The organism is Belnapia mucosa (assembly GCF_016775475.1).
GTDB classification, from domain to species: Bacteria; Pseudomonadota; Alphaproteobacteria; order Acetobacterales; family Acetobacteraceae; genus Belnapia; species Belnapia mucosa.
Genome location: NZ_JAEUXJ010000038.1, coordinates 1 through 19,666, shown reverse-complemented (window position 1 = coordinate 19,666; position 19,666 = coordinate 1). Strand labels below are relative to the sequence as shown.

General features: G+C 64.9%; 13 protein-coding genes and 2 pseudogenes. 5 read left to right on the top strand and 10 right to left on the bottom strand.

What is annotated here, in order from left to right:
* Positions 1-805: 805 nt before the first annotated feature.
* A pseudogene (locus JMJ55_RS29305) lies at positions 806-1,948 on the bottom strand (IS110 family RNA-guided transposase).
* Positions 1,949-2,256: 308 nt separating this feature from the next.
* On the opposite strand from JMJ55_RS29305, the gene JMJ55_RS29300 reads away from it, so the two are divergent.
* The 3 genes from JMJ55_RS29300 (at position 2,257) to JMJ55_RS29290 (ending at position 6,204) form a co-directional block, all read left to right on the top strand.
* Entirely contained in the window at positions 2,257-4,047 is a 1,791-nt protein-coding gene (locus JMJ55_RS29300; RefSeq protein WP_202829150.1) for a phosphatase PAP2 family protein, read from the top strand.
* 255 nt (positions 4,048-4,302) lie between these two features.
* The gene (locus JMJ55_RS29295; protein WP_202829149.1) at positions 4,303-5,103 is read left to right on the top strand and encodes a DUF2189 domain-containing protein; all 801 of its coding nucleotides are present in this window, start codon (positions 4,303-4,305) and stop codon (positions 5,101-5,103) included.
* Between the two features lie 154 nt (positions 5,104-5,257).
* A protein-coding gene (locus JMJ55_RS29290) for an IS630 family transposase (protein ID WP_202829148.1) occupies positions 5,258-6,204 on the top strand; the annotation gives its coding sequence in 2 pieces (ribosomal slippage) (positions 5,258-5,597 and positions 5,597-6,204; 948 coding nt in all).
* Positions 6,205-6,334: 130 nt separating this feature from the next.
* Here the strand turns inward: JMJ55_RS29290 and JMJ55_RS29285 are convergent.
* The 5 genes from JMJ55_RS29285 to JMJ55_RS29265 all read right to left on the bottom strand — a co-directional run bounded on the left by JMJ55_RS29285 (position 6,335) and on the right by JMJ55_RS29265 (position 10,784).
* Positions 6,335-6,685, bottom strand: a complete 351-nt coding sequence (locus JMJ55_RS29285) for a cytochrome C oxidase subunit IV family protein (protein WP_202829147.1) — start codon at positions 6,683-6,685, stop codon at positions 6,335-6,337.
* Between the two features lie 11 nt (positions 6,686-6,696).
* The gene (locus JMJ55_RS29280) at positions 6,697-7,413 is read right to left on the bottom strand and encodes a heme-copper oxidase subunit III family protein (protein ID WP_202829146.1); all 717 of its coding nucleotides are present in this window, start codon (positions 7,411-7,413) and stop codon (positions 6,697-6,699) included.
* 11 nt (positions 7,414-7,424) lie between these two features.
* Positions 7,425-8,129: a cytochrome c oxidase subunit 3 gene (locus tag JMJ55_RS29275; RefSeq protein WP_202829145.1), complete on the bottom strand. Its 705-nt coding sequence runs from the start codon at positions 8,127-8,129 to the stop codon at positions 7,425-7,427.
* The gene (locus tag JMJ55_RS29270) at positions 8,126-9,910 is read right to left on the bottom strand and encodes a cytochrome c oxidase subunit I (RefSeq protein WP_202829144.1); all 1,785 of its coding nucleotides are present in this window, start codon (positions 9,908-9,910) and stop codon (positions 8,126-8,128) included. Before JMJ55_RS29270 ends, JMJ55_RS29275 begins: the two co-directional genes overlap by 4 nt.
* A gap of 76 nt (positions 9,911-9,986) precedes the next feature.
* Positions 9,987-10,784 (bottom strand): cytochrome c oxidase subunit II, encoded by a 798-nt coding sequence (locus tag JMJ55_RS29265; protein ID WP_202829143.1) that lies wholly within the window; start codon positions 10,782-10,784, stop codon positions 9,987-9,989.
* Between the two features lie 367 nt (positions 10,785-11,151).
* On the opposite strand from JMJ55_RS29265, the gene JMJ55_RS29260 reads away from it, so the two are divergent.
* Positions 11,152-11,343 (top strand): hypothetical protein, encoded by a 192-nt coding sequence (locus JMJ55_RS29260; RefSeq protein WP_202829142.1) that lies wholly within the window; start codon positions 11,152-11,154, stop codon positions 11,341-11,343.
* Positions 11,344-12,184: 841 nt separating this feature from the next.
* On the opposite strand, the pseudogene JMJ55_RS29255 reads toward JMJ55_RS29260, so the two are convergent.
* The 3 genes and pseudogenes from JMJ55_RS29255 to JMJ55_RS29245 all read right to left on the bottom strand — a co-directional run bounded on the left by JMJ55_RS29255 (position 12,185) and on the right by JMJ55_RS29245 (position 15,200).
* Positions 12,185-13,204, bottom strand: a pseudogene (locus tag JMJ55_RS29255) (IS110 family RNA-guided transposase).
* Between the two features lie 258 nt (positions 13,205-13,462).
* Positions 13,463-14,644 carry an MFS transporter gene (locus tag JMJ55_RS29250; RefSeq protein WP_202829141.1) on the bottom strand — a complete coding sequence of 394 codons (1,182 nt, stop codon included), beginning with the start codon at positions 14,642-14,644 and terminating at the stop codon, positions 13,463-13,465.
* A complete protein-coding gene (locus tag JMJ55_RS29245; protein WP_202829140.1) occupies positions 14,637-15,200 on the bottom strand; it encodes a GNAT family N-acetyltransferase in 564 nt (187 codons plus the stop codon). The genes JMJ55_RS29250 and JMJ55_RS29245 overlap by 8 nt, the downstream gene beginning before the upstream one ends.
* A gap of 122 nt (positions 15,201-15,322) precedes the next feature.
* Between JMJ55_RS29245 and JMJ55_RS29240 the strand changes: the two genes are divergently transcribed.
* Positions 15,323-16,201: a LysR family transcriptional regulator gene (locus JMJ55_RS29240; protein WP_202829139.1), complete on the top strand. Its 879-nt coding sequence runs from the start codon at positions 15,323-15,325 to the stop codon at positions 16,199-16,201.
* Positions 16,202-16,387: 186 nt separating this feature from the next.
* Here the strand turns inward: JMJ55_RS29240 and JMJ55_RS29235 are convergent, their stop codons facing one another.
* The gene (locus tag JMJ55_RS29235) at positions 16,388-19,537 is read right to left on the bottom strand and encodes a CheR family methyltransferase (protein ID WP_202829138.1); all 3,150 of its coding nucleotides are present in this window, start codon (positions 19,535-19,537) and stop codon (positions 16,388-16,390) included.
* Positions 19,538-19,666 lie beyond the last annotated feature (129 nt).

Genomic DNA, 19,666 nt, shown 5'->3' with positions numbered 1-19,666 from the left:
GCCAGCCACCGGCAGCCCCTTTGACCACCTGGCCGCCAGACCGCCATCACATCCGATTCAGTTATTCTGCGTCAGAATCTAACCAGCGCCGCTGCTGGTGCGGAACGCTCGCGAACCGGGCCACCGAGGGCCACGTTGGAGAGCTGTCCCTTCTACCTGTTCGCTGCATCTTAAGGCCGCCCTTCGGGGCGGCCTCTCCTTTGCGCCCAATTACGACAGCCTCAGCTGCGGCAAGCGGCGTTATCGCATGTGTGGATGCCCCCTGCGGGTCAAGGCGAATCTGCAGCGTTGGCACCGAGAGCACGGGTGCGGTCATGTGTCCGGCCTCTGATGCGGCCGGCCTGGCCGCGGGCCCTGATGAGCTGCGCGGAACGAGGGGCAATCATGCGAGCGCGCTCGGTTGGCGCATTGCGATAAACGGCCTGTCTCGTCACCGGCTCACCGGTCTCTCGCTGTCATCGTCGCTGCAGCACCTTGGCCCTCGCCGAGCGCGGCGCCCGGCGAGCTCGAACGCGGCCGCTCTGATGTCCGCAGTCAATGCATTTTGGCGCGTGACATCGCCCGCCTTCGATGGCGGGGCCAAGATGGCCGCGTAGGGGAGGAGGCGGGGTCGATGGACGTCGGTGATCATGCTCCCATCCGCGGATTGGATACCGCATCTCCGCTTATGCGTCCCGGGGCTTCCCGATCTTACTGCGGGCGTCGGCATGGCCGGCCACAAAGCGTCCGACGGGAGTTCCCCTGCCGTTGCCCCGCCCCCACCCTTGCGCAGCCTTATAACGGCAGCGGCTGGGGCGGCGGATTGCTAGGCCAGCTTCACCTCCCGTCCGACCGCCCAGACGAAGCCTGCGAGTTCGCGTGCCACGGCGGTGACCGCGACAGTGAGCTGTTTGCCGCGTGATGCGAGAGCCCGGTACCGCGCGCACAACCGATTCTGTGCCTTCCAAGCAATGTCCTTCACGGACGCGGGCAGCTTCTCGAGCACGTAATGCTTGAGCTTGCCGGTGCGCGGCGGGTGTCGGTAGGTTCAGGCGCTTTCGACGAGAGCCCGCCGCAGCCGACCGTTGCCGGCCTTGGTGATCCCGAGGCGGCGGACGGTGTTGCCGGTCGATCGCTCACCCGGCACGAGCCCAAGGTACCCCATGAACTGCCGCGCGGTCCCGAAGCGTCCCAGATCGCCGGCCTCGACCATGATGGTTGCGGCCGTCACAAGGCGAATGCCACGCAACGCCTGCAGCGCCTCAACCACCGGCGCCAGCGACCAGCCGGGCAGCAGTTGGACGATCGATGCCTCGATCCGGCCCAGGCGCTCGCGCGCATGCCGCTCAGCAAGAACCATCTCCTGCAGCACCACCTGCTGGGCTGGATGAGTGAAGGTCTGCCCCTGCAGCCAGCGTACGTGCATCGTGCCCCATGTCGTCTTGCCGGAGTATGCCCGGCCGTGCTTCAGCAGCAGCGACGATATGACCTGGCGCTTGCGCCGCAGGTCGTCGACGGCCGCCTCCCGTGCGCGAACCAGGTCGCGCATTGCTTCATGACCCTCGTCCGGCACCCAAACTGCCGTCAGCTCACCGGCGCGCAGCAAGCGTGCCAGCTGGACCGCGTCGCGCCGGTTGGTCTTCACGCGGTCGCCGGCCTTGCGCGGGATCAGCGACGGCGCGACGACGGTGCACTCATGGCCAAGGCCGATCACCTGCCGGTACAGCCCGTAGCCCGTCGGGCCGGCTTCGTAGCACACGTGCAGCTTACCGTACCTCGCCGCCAAGCGCGTCAGTAGCTTGCGCACAGCGTCAGCAGCAGCGTCGATCTCACCGATATACCGAACCTCGCCGCTCCGGCCAAGTTCGGCCACCGCCACCGCGTGCTTGACCTTGGCCGCGTCGATCCCCACGAAAACGGTGCCATTCTCCGTCACGGTCCGTCCTCCCTGCGTGCCGAGTGAGCCCATTCACGCAGCCCACCCTTGGGTTCACCAAGCGTAGTCTAGAGCAAGCCATCCGGGCTCAGCGGCGGACATACGGCCTTACAGCGGGAGCGTCTTCTGAGGTTTTTCGGTCCTCCCGTATGACGACAAGGTCCGACCCCGCCTGGGAAATGGTTATTCTTCTGTCCCTGAACCAGTTGCACTGATACTGTCCACTGTCGGCGGTCGAGCATTGCTCGCCGCACGGCGACGGCCAGGCCCGTCGTGGACACCGACCGCACCGCGCGAACCGCCGTCACGGCGCTCCTATCACCGGAGAGGCGGAGGTCCACATGACCAATTATTGCAATATAGAACCAAAATCGAGCTTTGCGTCGGGAAAGACGTCCCGGGCTCCCCCGCGCCGGCAGGTGCTACTCAGCGCGACCGGTTTCTCGCTCGGGGCCGCGCTGGGCACGTCAGATCTCGCGCCGGTCGCGCCAGCGGCGGCGCAAGGGACGGGCTCCGCACCGCCGGCTCGTCCAATCGACAGTGCGATGCAGCGCCGGGCGCTCGAGGTCAGGCAGGCTTGCGCGCTTCAGGCAAGCCAAGTGCCCATCGCCCCGCATCCTGTTAATGGTGATGAGACGCGCTACCCCAACCGGATCGGGACGGACACGCGGGCACTGCCACACAACGCGCGTGGCGAGGTGGAGCCGGCCGCATGGCAGGCGGTGTCGGATGCCTGTCAGTCCGGCGAGACGACTGATTTTGACAAGATTCCGCTCGGCGGCACCCGCCGCCTCGGCAACCCCCTTGGCACGATGGCGGTCAGCCTCGCGGGCATCACGCCGACGCAGATCACCATTCCCGCACCGCCGGCGCTCGCCAGCGCCGAACGCGCCGCCGAAGCCGCGGAGGTGTACTGGCAGGCTCTGCTGCGCGACGTACCCTTCAGCGAGTACCGGGACGGCACGGGTCACCCCGGCGTGCTAGCCGCGGCAGCCGAACTCAGTCGCATGCCCGGCTACAGGGGCGCCAAGATGGACGGGCGCGTCACGCCAGCCACACTGTTCCGCGGCGGCGCTCTCTATGTCGATCCGGCCGATCCGAAGGGACGCGCGGTCACACCGCCGGGGGTGTTGGACGGGCCGATGGTGTCGCAGTTCCTGCTCCGCGACGTGCCCTTCGGCGCACAGTGGATCAGTGCGCGCATCCGTCCCTCGACGCCGGACAGCGAGTTCTTGACCGACTATGAACAGTGGCTGAGGGCGCAGAACGGACAGCCGGTGGCCGGTCAGCCGCGCTTCGAAGCGACCCCGCGCTATATCGCCAACGGCCGTGACCTGGCTGAGCTGGTACGCCAGGGCCTGACCTCGCCGGTCGCCCTGAGCCTCCTGCTCGGCACGCCCTCGGTCGAGGCAGACCCGCAGTACGGTGGTATGTTTGCCGCGGCGCAGTCGCCGCTGAGCCAGGCAAACCCCTATCGTCGCCTCCGAAACCAGAGCCCGGGCGGCGCGACCTTCGGGCCCTCGTATCTGCAGGCGGTTCTTGCTCAAGCAATCAGCTGCGGTCCGCGTGCGGCCTACTGGCAGAAGTGGTTCGTCCATCGCACGCTGCGCCCCGAAGCCTATGGCGGGCTTGCGCACCAACGCCTTGCGAATGGTGTCACGGACTACCCATTACATGACGACTTCCTCCGATCGGAAGCGCTCGACCGCACTCGGGCGAAGGGGGGCAGCTACCTCCTCTCGCAGACATTTCCTGACGGCTCGCCGATTTTCTCTGCTTACCCCGGTGGCGGTGCCAGCGTCGCGGCGGTTACGGCGACGGTGCTGAAGGCGTTCTTCGACGAGAGCCGTACCCTGGAGAGGCCGGTCCAGCCCGATCCGGGGGATCCGACGCGGTTGGTGCCCTACACGGGTCCGCCGCTGACCGTTGGCGGTGAACTGAACAAGCTTGCGATGAACCTAGCCATGGGCCGGAACTGGACCGGCATCCACTGGTGGTCCGATGCTGCGGCCTCGATGCCGCTCGGTGAGGAGGTGGCGATTGCCCTGTTACGCGACGAGCGGATGACCTTGCAGGAGCCATTTGAAGGCTTCTCCTTGACGCGTTTCGATGGCAGCCGCGTCATAGCCTGATGACCGCTGAGGCACCGCGGATGAGGGCGGTGCCTCCACGCTGCGCCCAAGGACGTGACAAAGCCGTCGCCACCTCACGACGTTGCGCGCTCCAGCTAACTGCGGCGATGCTAAGATCCTGACGCAACGAGGTCCGACCCAACGCCGACAGGTGCATCGCCGCACCCGTTATCCGGCATCCTGGCGGCCTGATCGCCCCTCCTGCCCGATCGCGGGCGGCGGCACCCGTGAGTGCACAAACGGAGGGGCATAACCATGGCAAATGTCCTCGCACCCAAGAGCTGGCTTGCCAGCCATGACGGACCAGTCGTACGCACAATCAGCCTATCAGATCTGCGCGACGCACTGCTGCGCGGCTACCGAGACTTCGCAGCAACACCGACCCAGATCCTGTTCCTCGGCATCATTTACCCGCTGATCGGGTTGATCGCCGCGCGAGCGGCTTCGGGAGGAGCACTGCTACCGCTGCTCTATCCGATGGTCGCAGGACTATCCCTCATGGGACCGGTTGCAGCCCTTGGCATCTACGAGTTGAGTCGCCGTCTCGAACAGGGCCGAGAAGTGTCCTGGTTCAACGCTTTCGATGTGCTACGATCACCCTCCCTTGGCACCATCGTGTCGCTCGGGCTGATGCTCTGCATCATTTTCCTCGCCTGGCTCTTCGCAGCGCAAATGGTTTACCGGATGACGATGGGCAGCTTGCCTATGCCGGTCTCCCTTGTGGCGTTCGGACAGCAAATCCTCAGCACGCCCGAGGGCCGGAACCTCATCTTGCTCGGCAATGCGGTGGGATTCCTGTTCGCCCTGCTTGTACTGACCCTTACCGTGGTATCCTTCCCTATGCTGCTGGAACGCAATGTCAGCCTCCGCGTCGCAGTACACACGTCGGTTCGGGCGGTGATGGCGAATCCGGGAGCAATGGCCGTCTGGGGCCTAATTGTGGCGGCGCTCCTCCTACTCGGTTGCCTGCCACTCTTCGTCGGTCTCGCGGTGGTGATGCCGCTGCTCGGTCACGCGACCTGGCACCTTTACAGGAAAGTCGTGGTACAACCCTAACCCCATGCGGGTTCGTGGTCGCGCTGGCGCCGACGTGTTGCGCTACGCAAACGCCGGCTTGCTGCTAGAGCGGTTTTCTGCCTGACTGAATCGGTTGTGACCTCGCTGGCTGCCGGGAGGTGATTCAGTGCTCGCTGCGAGAGGGCTGGTGAGCATGTCGAAGGCGTTGTCGGTGGACCTGCGGGAGCGTGTGGTGGCTGCCGTTGCGGCGGGGGCGTCTCGACGTGCGGCGGCGGCCCGCTTTGGGGTCAGCGTGTCGAGCGCGATCCGCTGGTGCACCCTGGCGCAGGAGGCGGGCTCTGTGGCGCCGGGGCCACTGGGTGGGGACCGTCGGTCGAAGCATATTGAGGCGCACGGGGCACTGATCCGAAGCCTCTTGGACCGGAAGTCTGACATCACGCTCAAGGAGATCCGAGCGGAGTTGGCCAAGCTGGGTGTGTCAGCGGGTATCGTGACGATATGGCGCTTCTTCCAACGGCACCGCCTGACGCTTAAAAAAAGACGGCGCATGCCGCCGAGCAGAACCGTCCAGACATCCTGAAGCGGCGCTGGGCTTGGTTCGAGGCCCAGCCTGACCTCGATCCTGATTGTCTGGTATTTATCGATGAGACCTGGGCCTCGACCAACATGGCCCGCACCCATGGCCGGGCACCCCGGGGCGAGCGGCTGCGGGCCGCCATCCCGCACGGCCATTGGATGACCACGACCTTCGTCGCCGGACTGCGCAACACCGGCATGGTCGCTCCCATGGTGCTGGACGGGCCGATCAACGGTGAACTCTTCCAGGCCTATGTCGACCAGGTCCTCGTGCCCGAGCTGCGTCCTGGCGACATCGTCGTGATGGACAACCTCGGCAGCCACAAGGGCACAGGTGTCAGAGCAGCCATCGAGGCCGCGGGCGCGAGCCTGCTCTACCTCCCGCCCTACAGCCCCGACTTCAACCCGATCGAGAACGCTTTCGCCAAGCTCAAGGCCGCGCTCCGCTCAGCTGCCGAACGCACCATCGGTGGCCTCTGGGTCAGCATCGGTCGCATCATCGAGACCTTCACCCCCGCCGAGTGCGCCAACTACTTCGCCGCCGCAGGTTACGATGCAGACTGATCGAAAACCGCTCTAGGCCAGCAGCTCGAAGAACCAGGCGAGCGCCAGCGCCAGCAAGATGCAGATTACGAGGCCGGTGCCGATGATGCCGCGGTTGCTCAAGCGTCGGCCCGGCTGCACCGCAGGCATCTCACCCGCCCTCCGGGCCCAGAAAAGTCTGCCGCGTCAGCAGCGTGTGGTCGGCCTCGACGATCATCAAGGCCGCGAAGACCAGCACAAGCGCGGGAGGGATCAGGATTGCATAGATCAGCGCCAACCGCTCCCATCGCATATGCATGAAGACAGCAACGATTAGCCCCGCTTTCAGCATCATGAAGACCAGAATCAGGCTCCAGCGCAGCAGCCCCTGCAGGTGGAATAAATCCACAAGATAGGAAAAGAAGCTAAGCACGAAGAGCCAACTCCAGACCAAAAGATAGATACGGATCGGGTGTTGCTGGCCTGCCTCCGCGATGGAGGCAGATGTGGATGCATGCGCCATCAGCGTCTCCCTCACCAAAGATAGAACAGGGCAAAGATGAAGACCCAGACCAAGTCAACGAAATGCCAGTAGAGGCCAGCGATCTCAACCATCTCATAGCGGCCTTTCCGACCTGTCAGAAAACCAGGCTGCTGATTGTCGAATTCCCGACGCCAAATTTTGCGGGCGATTACCAGAAGGATGACGACGCCGATTGTCACGTGGGTGCCGTGGAAGCCCGTTATGGTGAAGAACGCGGCGCCGAACTGCGCAGCGCCGAAGGGGTTTTCCCAAGGACGAACACCTTCCTGGATCAGCTTGGACCACTCGAAGGCCTGCATGCCAACGAAGAGAGCGCCGAAGAGCGCGGTGAGGAGCACCAATGCGGTTGTCTTCCGGCGGTCGCGCCGGTAGGCGTAGTTGACGGCCATCGCCATGGTGCCGCTGCTGCTGATTAGCACGAAAGTCATGACTGCGATCAGGATGAGCGGCAGGTGCGCACCACCGATCTCGAGCGCGAAAACCTCGCTCGGATTTGGCCAGGGCATCGTCGTGGACATCCGTACTGTCATGTAGGACAGCAGGAAGCAGCCGAAGATGAAGGTGTCGCTGAGGAGGAAGATCCACATCATGACCTTCCCCCAAGACGCTTCCTTGAAGGAGCGCTGATCTGAGGACCAATCGGCAACCACGCTGCGCCAACCTTGGGGCCGGGTGGCGGTGTCGTCGTGCAGCGGTGCGGTATCCATCGGTCTCGGTCCTACCTCAGCGGAGCGGTGCAGAGAGCGACGAGCCAGTCGAGCGGCGGCGCGAAGGCAAGCGCGACGAACAGCACGATCCAGGCGGCCATCAGAAAATGCCAGTAGCTGGCGCAGAGCTCCAAACTGAGCTGCAGCCGCGCCAGCGGCGCTCGCCGTAGCGTGGTGCCTGTCCGGCCCAGCGCGACGAGGCCTCCCAGCAGGTGCAGCCCGTGCAAGGCCGTAATGAGATAGAAGAAGGCATCAGCCGGGTTGTTCGCAGGCAGGTAGCCGGCACTGGCGAGTTCTCGCCACGCCAGTAGCTGACCGAGTACGAAGAACAGGCCAGCGGTCCCGCCAACCAGCAGGGACGAGGCCACTGCATCCCGCCTTCCCCGCTTTGCCGCGTGCACGGCGTGGTGGAGCGCGATGCTGGCCAGGACGAGCACGGCCGTATTCGCCCAGAGCAATCCTGGACGCGGCGGAGGGCTCCAATCTGCCATCTCCATCCGCATGGAATAGGCGCTGAGCAGCAAGACAAGCAGCGTAGACACGACAGCCATAAATATGGCGAGCCCAATCTTCGCGGCGGAGATAGTCGTGTCGCCTGCCGGTGCATCGCCCGGCACCCCGCTCTCGAGCCACGGCTTGGCAGCCAGCCCCTGGCGCGATAGCCACCAGAGCGCGAACGCCACGAGTCCGCCGAAGAACAACAGCGTGCCGGTCACGGCGTTGCATCTCCCTTAGCGACCTGCGCCCGCGGCGGCAGCGGTTGGTTCTGCGGCACAAAGTCTTGCTCGACACCCGGAACGGCGTAGTCGTAAGCCCAGCGATAGACCACCGGCAGTTCGCGGCCCCAATTGCCGTGCCCGGGCGGCGTCTCCGGCGTCTGCCACTCGAGCGTCGTCGCCCGCCAGGGATTCGGGCCCGCGTCCTTCCCGTGCCACAAGCTCCAAATAAGATTGAACAGGAACAGCATCTGCGCAGCGCCAACGACGAGCGCCACGACGCTAATGAAGGCGTTGAGGTCGTGCGCCGATGCTGGCACGAAGGAGGTCTCACCGATTTCGTAGTAGCGCCGTGGCACGCCGAGCAGGCCGAGGTAATGCATCGGGAAGAAGATCGCGTAGGCGCCTAGGAAAGTGACCCAGAAGTGCACCTTGCCCATAGCACTGTCGAGCATGCGGCCGGTGACCTTCGGATACCAATGATACATTCCGCCAAATATAACCATCACGGGCGCGACGCCCATGACCATGTGAAAATGTGCCACGACGAACATCGTGTCGGAGAGCGGCACGTCGACCACCACATTGCCAAGGAAGAGGCCTGTCAGTCCGCCATTCACAAATGTAACGATGAAACCGAGCGCGAAGAGCATCGGCACGTTCAGGTGGATGTTGCCATGCCAGAGCGTCAGCAACCAGTTGTACACCTTGATCGCCGTCGGGATAGCAATAATCAGCGTTGTCGTGGCGAAGAAGAAGCCGAACCACGGATGCATCCCGCTGACATACATGTGGTGCGCCCAAACCACGAAACTCAACGCGCCGATCACCACGATCGCCCAGACCATCATGCGATAGCCGAAAATGTTGCGCCGCGCATGCGTGCTAATGAGATCGGAAACGATGCCGAAAGCGGGCAATGCGACGATGTAGACCTCCGGGTGGCCGAAGAACCAGAAAAGATGTTGGAAGAGGATCGGGCTGCCGCCGCCATAGCGAAGCTGCTGGCCCATTTCAACCAAGGTCGGCATGAAGAAGCTCGTGCCTAGCACTCTGTCGAGCAGCAGCATCACCGCGCCTACGAACAGAGCCGGAAAGGCAAGCAGCGCCATCACTGTTGCGGTGAGTATGCCCCAGATGGTCAACGGCATGCGCATTAGTGTCATGCCCCGCGTTCGCGCTTGCAGCACGGTGACCACGTAGTTGAGTCCGCCCATGGTGAAGCCTGCGATGAACAGGCAGAGCGACACCAGCATCAGCACTATACCCCAATCGCGCCCGGGCGTACCGGTGAGGATCGCCTGCGGCGGATACAGCGTCCAGCCTGCCCCGGTCGGTCCGCCGGGAACGAAGAAGCTCGCCACCAGAACCAGCACAGCTAGCAGATAGATCCAATAGCTGAGCATGTTGACGAAGGGGAACACCATGTCCCGCGCGCCCAGCATTAGCGGGATGAGATAATTGCCGAAACCGCCGAGAAACAGTGCGGTCAGCAGGTACACCACCATGATCATCCCGTGCATGGTGATGAACTGGTAATAGGCTTGTGGATCGATGAAGCTAAAGGTGCCGGGAAAGCCCAACTGCAGTCGCATCAGCCAGGACAGCACGAGCGCGACCATCCCGATTGCCAGCGCCGTCAGCGAGTACTGGATGCCGATGACCTTAGCATCCTGACTAAACACATAAGTTGTCCACCATCCGTGCGGATGGGGCAACTCCATCTCGGGCACCTCCGCAGCCGGTATCGGGCCGTCGGCGCCATGCGCGAGCTCGCTCATCGGATCGCCTTCCTCCGTCCTCGCCGGCGAGTCCCGATCGTGTCGGGCTCCCCGTGCCGATTGCTTAACCCGTGGCCTACTTACGGTTCGCGAGCTGAGCGAAGCTCCGCTGGCCCTCGAGCCAAGCTTGGTAGTCCGCTGCGGTCTGCACCATGACGCGGCTGCGCATCATCGAGTGCCCGGAGCCACAGAGCTCGGCGCACAGCACATCGAAGGTGCCGGTGCGCGTGGGCGTGAACCAAAAATAGGTGACTGAGCCCGGGACCATGTCCATTTTCGCTCGGAACTCAGGCACGTAGAAATCGTGCAGCACGTCTATCGAGCGCAGCAGTACCTTCACTGGCCGGCCAATCGGAAGGTGCAGGTCCTCCGCTTCGATGATGATGTCATCTTGGCCTGCGGCATCGCCAGGCACCAGGCCGAGCGGATTATCGGGGCCGATCAGACGCGTCTCCACAGCACCAAGGCGCCCGTCGGGGCCGGGCAGCCGATAGCTCCAGCGCCATTGCTGGCCAACAACCTCGATCTCGGTTGCGTGCGCCGGCACGCTGATATAACGGCTCCACACGAAAAGACCGGGAGCGAGCATAGCCGCGACGCCGAGGGCGGTCGCAACCGTCAGCCAAACCTCGAGGCGCTTGTTCTCCGGCTCATAAGTGGCGCGTCCACCCGGGACGGCGCGGAAGCGGAACACACAATACGCCAGGAAGAGGACAACCGCGACGAAGACGCCCCCAGTGATCCAGAAGGTCATGGTGATCGTGGCGTCGATGTAGGTCCAATTCGACGCTATTGGCGTCCACCACCAGGGGCTCAACAAGTGGAACACCACCGAGCCGACAGCCACGAGGACGAAGATCAGCGCGACGATCATGGCCGCCGGATCCGTCTGGTGCAGTCTTCAGCGCAAGGTCCTGGCGGGGCCGGGTACCCTTCAGCGCGGTCGGCAGGCGAGGCGGCCATGAACATGGTCCAACCCTCTGCTGCACTCCGGTCTTACGGTGAGGGCAAGATCAAAGCCGCCGGAGCGCCAGGGAGGCAGCATCACACATCTGGAATGCGCACCTCCAATCCTTCCTGGATTCAGCGAATCACAACTCTGCGTGTCATCCAGCAGCGTCTACTGGGATAGAGGCTACTCAGGCGCACTCCACGACAGCGCCGGCGCGCCCGAGCCTGGGCGACGCTGTCCACTGCGTCCTAACCGCTTGGGGTATCAGGGCCGGCGAGAGCGCGCGCAGATGGCCGCCGCCATTGCCGCGCTTCGCGCCAGCGTATTGAAGCCCGCGCCGGAAATCAGCATCGGCGGCCCCCACAAGCTGCGCGAGGGGGTCTATGCAGCGGCTGATGCAGGTCGGAAATTTGTTGACGATTTCGCGGCGGCTTGGACCAAGATGATGAACGCCAACCGCTTTGACTTAGCCCGACCCTAACCGTGGGGCTTGCCGATTGGTGAGCCATTCCCCCGCCGCGGCGTCTGGCGCCGCGGCACCGGATGGTGTCATTCCACGAGAGGCGGCCAATGCGCCGATGCGATGTCGACCATCTAGCCTCAGCCCGGCGCTACTGGGTGCCGGCGGTTGTCTCGCCCGAGAGGAACTGGGCGGGAGCGCCAGGCTGCCACAAAGGTTCCAGATACTTGGTCAACCGCTTGACCCTCCGGGCCAGCAGAGACGAGTTTGAGCCCTTCGACAGCCAGCTCGGCTGCTTAACATGGATCATGCAGAACCGCGCTCAGCTCAACCGTACGCTCCCCGGCGCTAAAATCCGGGCTGTTTCGCTTGAACTTTGGCTTCTTGGACTAGAATAGGTAGATGGTCCCAGAATGCACTGTGATGGGTCGAGCCTGAACTGGCCGCTCCATTGTCCAAGCACTGTGAATGCAGCTGTGCTGGCGCGCACATAGAAGCCTTCAGTGTCTTGATGTCGAGGATCGCCAGTCTCGGTTGCGGCGCCAGTGTTTGACCGATGTGGCTGACTTGCTCTGTGGGGGATTATCGCATGTGTGGATGCCCCCTGCGGGTCAAGGCGAATCAGCAACTCTGGCACCGAGAGCACGGGTGCGGTCATGTGTGCGGCCTCTGATGCGGCCGGCCTGGCCGCGGGCCCTGATGAGCTGCGCGGAACGAGGGGCAATCAGGTGAACGCGCTGTGGGGGCGCACTGCGATAAACGGCCTCTCTCGCCACCGGCTCACCGGTCTCTCGCTGTCATCGTCGCTTCAGCACCTTGGCCCTCGCCGGGCGCGGCGCCCGGCGAGCTCGGACGCGACCGCTCAGGCAGTCGCGGCTGTGGTGTAGGTCCCTCCTCGGGCCAGCAGGGCCCAGGCGATGCGGGCCATTTTGTTGGCCAGCGCCACGGCCACGACCTTGAAAGGCCGCCGCGCCAGCAGCCGCGTGGCCCAGTCCGCCGCCTCCGGGCTGCGTCGGGCATAGCGCAGGCGGCTGGTGGCACCGAGCACCAGCAGGCGGCGCAACATGGAGTTGCCCTGCCGGGAGATCCGGCCCAGGCGCTCCTTGCCGCCGCTCGAGTGCGGCTTCGGGGTCAGGCCTAGCGAGGCCGCGAAGTGCCGCCCCGAGGCAAAGCCCTGCGGATTGGACACCATCGCAGCCAGGGCTGTTGCCCCGATCGCCCCGATGCCGGGAATGCTGGCCAGCCGCCGAGCCGTCTCGTCCTCACGGGCATGGCGGACCATGCGGCTGTCGAGCCGGGCAATGCGCTCTTCCAAGGCCTCAATCTGCGCCACCAGCTCGCCCAGCGCCTCGCGTGCTAGATGGGGCAGCCGGGCATCGTCGCCATCGCGAACTACCGCGATCAGCTCGGCGAGCTTGCGCCCCTGCGCCGCCACGATGCCGTATTCAGCGAGATGCGAGCGCAATGCGTTGACGGTCTAGGTCCGCTGGCGAACCAGCATGTCGCGGACCTTGAGCTCCACCAGGCTCGCCTGCTGGCTCTCGGTCTTGATTGGCACAAAGCGCATGGTCGGGCGCGTCACTGCCTCGCAGATCGCCTCGGCGTCCGCCGCGTCGGTCTTGCCGCGCTTGACGTAGGGTTTCACGTAAGCCGGTGGCATGAGCCGGACCGTGTGGCCGAGGCGGGTCAGCTCGCGCGCCCAGTAGTGCGCTCCGCCACAGGCCTCCATGCCGACCAGGACGGGCGGCAAAGCCGCGAAAAAGTCCAGCAGGGCTGACCGGCGTAGCTTGCGCCGCACCACCACCCCGCCTGCCGCATTGACCCCATGCACCTGGAAAACGCTCTTGGCCAGGTCGAGGCCGACTGTCGTAACCTTCTCCATGGATGCCTCCTCTCCTTCGTGGTCAGGCTCAGCGCCAACCACGCTATGGCACCTCGATGCCGCGGAGCAGGGGGCATCCACCTCATCAGGTGATCAAGGTCAAAGCGTCGGGTTCTGCGGCCAGGCTCGAGCTCTGCCAATCCCTGTAGTCGCTCCCCAGAGTTGCCGAGATTGGCCGGAAGCGGCCGGTTCCCTGCGGCGGTATGGACCAACGAAAGCTGACATGAGCTTCTTACCAACGCGGAGAGTGCTTCCCGATCAGCCACCTGCGTGACGGATGCGTAGGGGCAACAGCATCAGGGCCGAGACACCTGCGACGGCGCCGGCGAGCAGAATCACCTCCGGCTCTGCCACACGGGCAATCAGCGGCGCGGCCAGGGTTGGCGCCGAGGCCTGAGCGAGCATCACGGGCAGGGCGATCTGCCCAATCCTAGCCGCATAGCCCTGCGGTCCAAGGATCAGCAGCGGCAAGGTGCCCCGGTTCACGGTCAGGATGCCGTTGCTCACGCCGTAGAGCAGCGCAAAGCCGAAGGCCGCCTCGGGGAGTCCCGAAAGCAAGAGCAGGGACCCGATGGGGAAGAGCAGCGCCCCGATCCGTGCCCGGGACAAGGGACCGAGCCACCGTGCTGCAAGCCAGTCCAGCAGCCGCCCAGCCACTTGGCCTGGACCGATCAGCATGGCCGCCATCATGGCCTGGGCGGGGCGGAGTCCGAGCCCGCTCATCAGCAGGAGCACATGTGCAGCGATAGCCGAGGTGATGAACCAGCGCAGAGCGAAGAAGCCTGTCAGGCTGGCGAGTTGCAGGCGGTCCCGCCGGTGGTCTTCCGGCGGAGGCTTGGAGGGCAGGGCGGAACAGGCAACGAGAGCCGGTACGGTGGAAAGGATCAGCGGCAGGCTGATCACCACTTGCAAGGCCGCATAGGCCAGCAATGTGCTACGCCAGCCTAACTCGTTCAGGAGGAGGCTCCCGATCGGCCAGCCGAGAGTGCTCGCGAAGCCGCCGATCAGCGCGATGCCTGTGATGGTGGCCGGGGCAGCAGGGCCGAGCGTCGCGCCTGCCGTTGCGAACGCCGCATCGTAGAGGCTGAGCGCCATGCCAAGGCCGAGCACCGCCCAGGCCAGCCACCAGGTCGCGAGATTTGGGGCTCCCGCGAGCAGCAGGAGCCCGGCGGCGGAGATCAAGGCTCCCGCTGCCATCGGCTTTCGCCCGCCCGCGCGCCCGATCCAGCTTCCCACCATTGGCGAGCAGACGCCCGTGATAAGCAGAGCCCCTGAGAAGCCTGCGATCAGGACAGAGGGACTTGTGCCGAGATCGCGGGCCACATCCCCAACGATCACCGCTGGAACGTAGAACGTTGTGGCCCAGGCCAGGAGTTGGTGCAGCCCGAGCGAAAGGGTGAGGCGCCGCGTTGGAGGAGTGGCCTCCGCGGGGTCAGGCATCTTGCGGCTGCGGCGCCGAGGACGCGCCCTCGCCTAGGCGGCGCTGCAGCAGAACGATGTCGAGCCAGTGCCCATGCTTGTGACCCACGGCCTCCAACGTGCCGACCCGCCGGAAGCCATGCCGCTCGTGCAAGCGGATCGAGGCGAAGTTGGCGCTATCGCCAACCACCGCGACCATCTGCCGGAAGCCACGCGCCTCGCAGGCCGAAACCAGAGCAGCCAGGAGCTGTGATCCAATCCCGCGCCCGGCAGCGTCGGGGCGCAGGTAGATCGAGTTTTCCACGGTGTTCCGGTAGGCCACACGTGGGCGATAGGCACCCGCATAGGCGTATCCCATGATCTCGCCGCCCTCCTCGGCGACAAGATAGGGGTAACCGCCCTCGACCAAGGCGGCGCGGCGGCGTGCCATTTCCTCTCTATCGGGCGCCTCCGTCTCGAACGAGGCGGAACCTTCTCGGACATGCTGCCCGTAGATCGTGGTGATGGGCGGTATGTCGGCCTCGGTGGCAGCCCGGATGCAGAGAAGCGAAGGAGGGGTTGTTAGCGTCGCGCTCATCGAAGGTCCGCCCAGGGGAAGAGGGATGGAACGGGCTCCAGCCCTGCTCCTGATGCTCGGCCGAGTGTGTCGCGCTGCAAAGAAAGTTTTCTGGATGCGGTGCATCGGAATAAATTGTGCTTATGGAAACCCCGACCCTTCGCCAGCTCCGGACCTTCCTAGCCGCCGTGGAGCGGGGCAGCGTGACGGAGGCCGCGCGGTCCCTGCACCTGACCCAGCCCGCGGCCAGCCAGCAGCTGCGCGAGTTGGAGCGTATCCTCGGCGTGCGCCTCCTGGATCGCGCAGGCGGTCGCGTCGTGGCGACCTCGGCCGGACACGCCGTAATAGAACCGGCACGCCGGGCTCAAGTGGCTGCAGCGGAGGTTGTCTCTGCTGCTGCGGCCTTTCGTTCAGGTGAGACGGGCCGGGTTCGACTTGGGACAGGTGCCACTGCCTGCATACACCTGCTGCCGCCAGTGCTGGCCGCCGCCAAAGCACGAATGCCCGGGCTCGAGATCCTGGTAGCGATCGGCAACACGCCTGAAATCCTCCGCCGCATTGAGGAGGGCGACCTGGATGCAGGCTTTGTGACCATGCCGCGCAACTTGAGCCGCAGCCTGACCACCGCAGCACGACGGCACGATGGCCTGGAGGCGCTGGTACCCACGGGCACTTCCGGAACTGAAGCGCTCTCGCCCGCACAACTGATGACGATGCCGCTGATCCTCTACGAAAGCGGAGGCGATACACGCGGGGTCGTTGATGCCTGGTTCCGCGAGGCGGGTCTGGTGCCGAAGCCGATCATGGAACTTGGCAGCGTCGAGGCCATCAAAGTGCTGGTCGCGAGCGGGCTCGGCGCCTCGGTTCTTCCTGCACTCGCGCTGGCGGATGATGTGCCCGGCGCACGAAGGCGGCCGCTCCGCCCAACCGTCTCACGCGAGCTTGGCCTCGTGCTGAGAAAGGAGAAGGTGCTCGACCGAAGCCTTCGCGTCGTGGTCGAAGCCTTGGAGGCGGCAAGCTGATTTGTTTGGGAGAACGGTCATCGGGAGCAGACGGCCGCGAAGCGCGTGAAGCGGCGCTTTTGCCGTACGAAGCAAGCCGTCCGGCAGGCACTCATTCATGGTAGGGGTTGATTATCGCAAGAGAGCATGCCGAGATGGGTAGCTCGTCTTGGCCCTATGCTCGGGTGGGGGGCCAGTATCGCTCCGCTACACACCTCTGGGCTGAACCGGGTTTTCCCGCCGCGCTGCAAGCGGCATCTCGATCCAGCAGCACACGCCGTCGTCGCCGAAGGTAAGCTGGGTTTTCGCCCGCGCCGTGTAGGTCAGTGCTCGCTCAATCAGCTCCCGCCCGTAGCCCCGGCGAGAGATGTCCGGCGGCATGGTGACGCCGCTCTCGCGCCAGTCTACTATGAGCAGCGGACCGCCATCAGCATCATCCTCGACTGACCAGCGGATCTGAAGCTGCCCGGTTTCCTCCTTCAGGGCACCGTACTTGACCGCATTGGTGGTCAGCTCGTGCAGCGCCAGCGCCAGTACCTGAACACGATCAAGGCTGAGGGCGATTGACGGGCCAGCAATGGTGACGCGGCCGTCCTGCCCCGCGGCATAGGCCCGCAGCTCAAGGCGAATAACCTCGGCGAGGTCGACGTCGTCGCCCTTTGTCTGGTTGACCAGGCTTTGCACCCGTCCAAGAGCAGTCAGCCGTTCCCTCAAAGCTTTCGGGGTGCCGTCCCGGCCCAGCGTCTGCATGACAATGGCCTGCACCACGTTCAGCAGATTGCGGGTGCGATGCTGCAGCTCGGCAATCAGCATACGCTGGTGGCCTTCAGCCTGGGTCAGGCCGGTGACATCAACAAAGCTGATCACCACCCCATCCACCTGTCGGTCACCGTTCCGGTAGGGCGCCAGCCGTACGAGGTAGTGGGCCCGAGCCTCCTCATGATCGAGGCGCCGTTCGATCGGCTCGGCGCCAGCGAGTACCGCGGCGATGTCCTGGCCAAGCTGAGGCAGGGCAAAACGGCTGGAGAGATCAGTGATGGGTCGCCCGCGATCGCCGGGCAGGAGGTTGAACACCCGCGTCGCCGCCGGGGTGAAACTGCGGATGAGCAGGTCCCGGTCCAAGAAGATGGTGGCGACGTCGGTGCTGGCGAACAGGTTCTGCAGGTCGTCATTGGCGCGGTCCAGCGCCTCGATCTTGGTGTTCAGCTCAAGGTTGACGGTCTGCAGTTCCTCGTTGACGGACTGCAGCTCTTCTTTCGAGGCCTCGAGTTCCTCGTTGGTGGACTGCAACTCCTCATTGAGCGAGACCAGCTCCTCATTCGAAGCCTTCAGCTCTTCCAGCGCCGTCTCGTACTCCTCAATCAGCGACTGCAGTCGCTCGCGCGTCTCCCGCAGCTCCGCCTCGAGCCGCAGTGCCGCACCGTCCGGCATCACTTGACTGCGGCCGAGTGCCTCCTCGCGGCTTAACACCGGGCCTGCATCAGCGAAAAGTACGAGGTAGAGCGGATCGGCCTGGTCACGGTGGCGCAGAGGCTCGACCGTGAGCGTGACCAGTTGAACCCTCCCATCCTCTTCCTCAACCGCGACCCCGCCACGTGAGACGGCGCGGCCTGTCTCGACCGCCTCCCGTAGGGTGGTTCGCAGGTCGAGGCGCAACCCCTTACGGGCCATGGTCAGGATCTGTCGTGTTGGGGTCCCCGTCGCTGCCTCCAGATACTTGCCCGTCCGGGCGGAGTAGTAGGCGACCTCGCCGTCACGGTTCACCACCACAAAAGGAGGCGCGAACCGCTCCAGCACCTGGGTTTCCACGGCATGCCGCAGCGCGGCGCCGCTGCTCGCGGTCCGGCGCAAGGCTGGCTCGGCGGCGTGCCCCGACCGCAGGGTCCCAAGGGCCATGGGCAGGCGGATGGTTGGTGTCGTATCCGGTCGGCGGCGGAAAATGCGGTGCTTCTTCTCAACTGGAGAAAAAAGGTCACCGAAGCTGCTGATGTTCTCCGAGGTGCCAAGGAAGAGATGGCCCTCGGGCCGGAGCGCGTAGTGGAAGATCGGAATGACCTGGTTCTGCACCTCGGACCCGAGGTAGATCAGCAGGTTGCGGCAGGAGACCAGGTCGATACGGGAGAACGGTGGATCTCGGAGCACGCTGTGCGGCGAGAAGACGCAGAGGTCGCGCACCTCCTTGGCTAGGATATAGCTCCCCCCGTCGGAGATGAAGAACCGCTCGCGCCGCTCCGGCGTGACACTGTCCAGCAGCGGACCTGGATAGCGCGCCGTGCGAGCAACGCCGAGCGCACGCTCGTCAATATCAGTGGCGAAGATCTGCACCCGCGGCACCGAGCTGAGCCGGTCCATGTGCTCGCGCAGCAGGATGGCGAGCGAGAACACCTCCTCGCCGGTAGCGCAACCCGGCACCCAAACACGCACCACCTCGTCGGCACCGCGCCCCTCGAACAGCTTGGGCACCACGGTGGCGGCCAAGGCCTCGAAGGCGTCCGCGTCACGGAAGAAGTTGGTGACGCTGATCAGCAGGTCACGAAAGAGAGCATTCACCTCCTGAGGATCCTGCCGGAGCAGCTCAAGGTAGCCCTCCACCGTGTCGAGCTGCCTGACCTGCATTCGGCGTTGCACGCGGCGAAGGAAGGTCTTGGACTTGTAGCCGGCGAAGTCATGGCCGACCTGATTACGCAAGATGGTGCAGATTTCCTGCCGGGCCTCATCGAGTGCTGGCCCCTGCTCGGTCGGGCCGCTGGTCGCCACAATACCGTCAAGCACCTGCAGGCCGCGGGCGAACTCGACCAGATGGGGCCCCATCTCATCGGCGGGTAGGGCTAGGTCGACCAGCCCCGTGGCGATGGCGCTGTTCGGCATGTCCGGATGGTTCGGACCGTGGCCATCGGCCACCTGCGCCAGGGTGATGCCACCACGCTCCTTGATCGCCTTGACACCCAGCGTGCCATCACCGTCGCCACCGGAGAGCACCACCCCGGCAGCATGCTCGCCCTGATCGGCCGCGAGCGCGGCAAAGAAGATGTCGATCGGCTTGCGCTCGCGCCGGCCGGTATTGGGCTTGGTCATCCTGAGGCGCCCGCCCTCCATGCCGAGAATGGCATCGGCGGGCAGGACATAGACCCGGTCCGGCTCGACCTGTTGGTCATTGGCGGCGACCTGGACGGGAAGGTCAGTGTAGCGGGTCAGGATCTCGTGCAGCCGGCTCTCGCGCTCCGGGCTGAGATGAGTGACGACGACGACGGCGAGGCCGGGGCGGTCCGGCAGGCCACGGAAGAAACCCTCCAGCGCCTCAAGTCCGCCGGCCGAGGCGCCGATGCCCACAATGGGAAAGGCTCGAGGCGCCGTCATGGCCGGTTCCGGGATGGGGGCGAACCGTCCGCCGCATCTCCGGCCAGGATACCGTAATTACCCACCCCCCCCTTGCGCAGGAGCGGGTTGGCTGATTCGATCCTCACATGCAGCGGGACGAGCTTGAGC